The organism is Mesorhizobium tamadayense (assembly GCF_003863365.1).
Taxonomy (GTDB): Bacteria; Pseudomonadota; Alphaproteobacteria; order Rhizobiales; family Rhizobiaceae; genus Mesorhizobium; species Mesorhizobium tamadayense.
Window position 1 is genome coordinate 1 of the sequence record NZ_RQXT01000151.1, and the last position, 1,609, is coordinate 1,609.

General features: G+C 58.9%; 2 protein-coding genes. One reads left to right on the forward strand and one right to left on the reverse strand.

Annotated features, from left to right (window positions below; translation table 11 throughout):
- Positions 1 to 303: 303 nt before the first annotated feature.
- Positions 304 to 1,002, reverse strand: a complete 699-nt coding sequence (locus tag EH240_RS36895) for a site-specific integrase (RefSeq protein ID WP_245436711.1) — start codon at positions 1,000 to 1,002, stop codon at positions 304 to 306.
- Positions 1,003 to 1,355: 353 nt separating this feature from the next.
- On the opposite strand from EH240_RS36895, the gene EH240_RS36905 reads away from it, so the two are divergent.
- Positions 1,356 to 1,609 (forward strand): transposase (locus EH240_RS36905; RefSeq protein WP_206075397.1); only part of this gene is annotated, 254 nt, incomplete at its 3' end.

Below are 1,609 nucleotides of genomic sequence, written 5' to 3' on the forward strand. Positions count from 1 at the left end.
GGCGCCGGCGTTCCCGATGGACCCTGTCTGCAAAGGCCCCACTATTTCTTTTAAATCGAACGAATGTTGACCTTCGACGCGGCCGGAGGCTCGGCTGCCGACGTCCTTCCAAAACCGGCTGAAAAACCGGCTGAATTCCGGAAACTAAGCCGGCGCGTCGCGTTGGACAGACCTAAAAGGCTAGTGATTTCAAGTGGATGGGACGGCGTGCCCGAAGAGATTCGAAGTTCTGACCCCGAGATTCGTAGTCTGGTTTGAAGTTTTGGCCCACCACTGCAATCGAACTCGGAGGCGACCATCGCGTTACGCAGCACGGTTCGCCAGCACTGCGTGAAGTGCCTCGGGCTTAAGGTGCGTGTACCGTTTCAGCATTTTCCAGTCCTTGTGCCCGGTTACCAGAGCTACCTGTTCAATTGTGAATCCGGCCTCGAAAAGGCGGCTCGTGCCTTCGTGTCGCAAATCATGAAAATGAAGGTCGTGGATGTTCAGGTCAGCGCACCCTCGACGGAAGGCGGTGCCGACTGACCTATGATTGAATGGGAAAATTCGATCATCGTCATTGCTTCGCTTGGCCAGCTGGTCCTCGACAATTTCCCATGCGTCGTATCCAGTTGCCGCGAATAGGGGTATGCGCTGATTGTTCCCGTTTTTGTTTCGCGGGTCTTTCCGGTCACGGATTAGAAGCATCCGCGTGCGAGTGTCCACGTCGGACCACCGCGCCTTGCAGATTTCCTCCTGGCGCTTCGCAGTTGCGACTGCGAAACGTATAATCTGGCCGACCGGTGCTATCTGACGAGGGTTTGCATCGAAGTGAGCGACGAGCCTGTCGAGTTCATCCTGGGTTGGCCGCCTGTCGCGCTGATGGCCTTTCCCTACGAGGCCAAGCCTCTTTAGGGCGATACGCGCGAGATCAACCGGTTCGACCTTGACGGGCAGGCCATGCACCGCGGCGGCATGGGCCAGAATCAGTTTTATAAAGCCGATGTCGATGCCGAGGGTCATCGGTCCGGCACCTTGGGCGGCTCGATCACGACCAAAGCGAATGAGCCGTTCGTGATCGAGGGCAGCAACGCTGCACTTCCCAAGATGTCTCTGCAGCATATCAAGGGCTGCAGCCTTAGAGCGGAGAGGGGACTTGCCTACATTGCACATGTCGTCGATATGAAGATCGGTGAGTTGGCCGAAAGTTTTCAGGCGGGTCGCGTCCCCAGACGTGGTGTAGCTCGGCGGTAGCGAAGCCGCTCGCGAGCGCGCCTTCGATAGCGCTGTAGCGAGCGAGCGGCTTTGCGGTGGTCATCGACAGTTCGCCGGTAAGGTCGGGTTGCTGACACCAACCTGATTCGAAGGAACCATCGATGACCGACGAGATGATGAACCTGCGCGCGCTCGTGGAGAAGACCCCAGATTCCGATCTCTTGCGCGAGATGATTGGCTTTGCCGCCGAGCGGCTGATGGAGCTGGAGGTTGGGGCCGCCACCGGCGCCGCCTATGGCGAGAAGAACCCGTTGCGCACGGCCCAGCGCAACGGCTATCGCGAGCGCGACTGGGAGACGCGCGCCGGCACCGTCGAGCTGCGCATCCCCAAGCTCAGGAAGGGCTCCTATTTCCT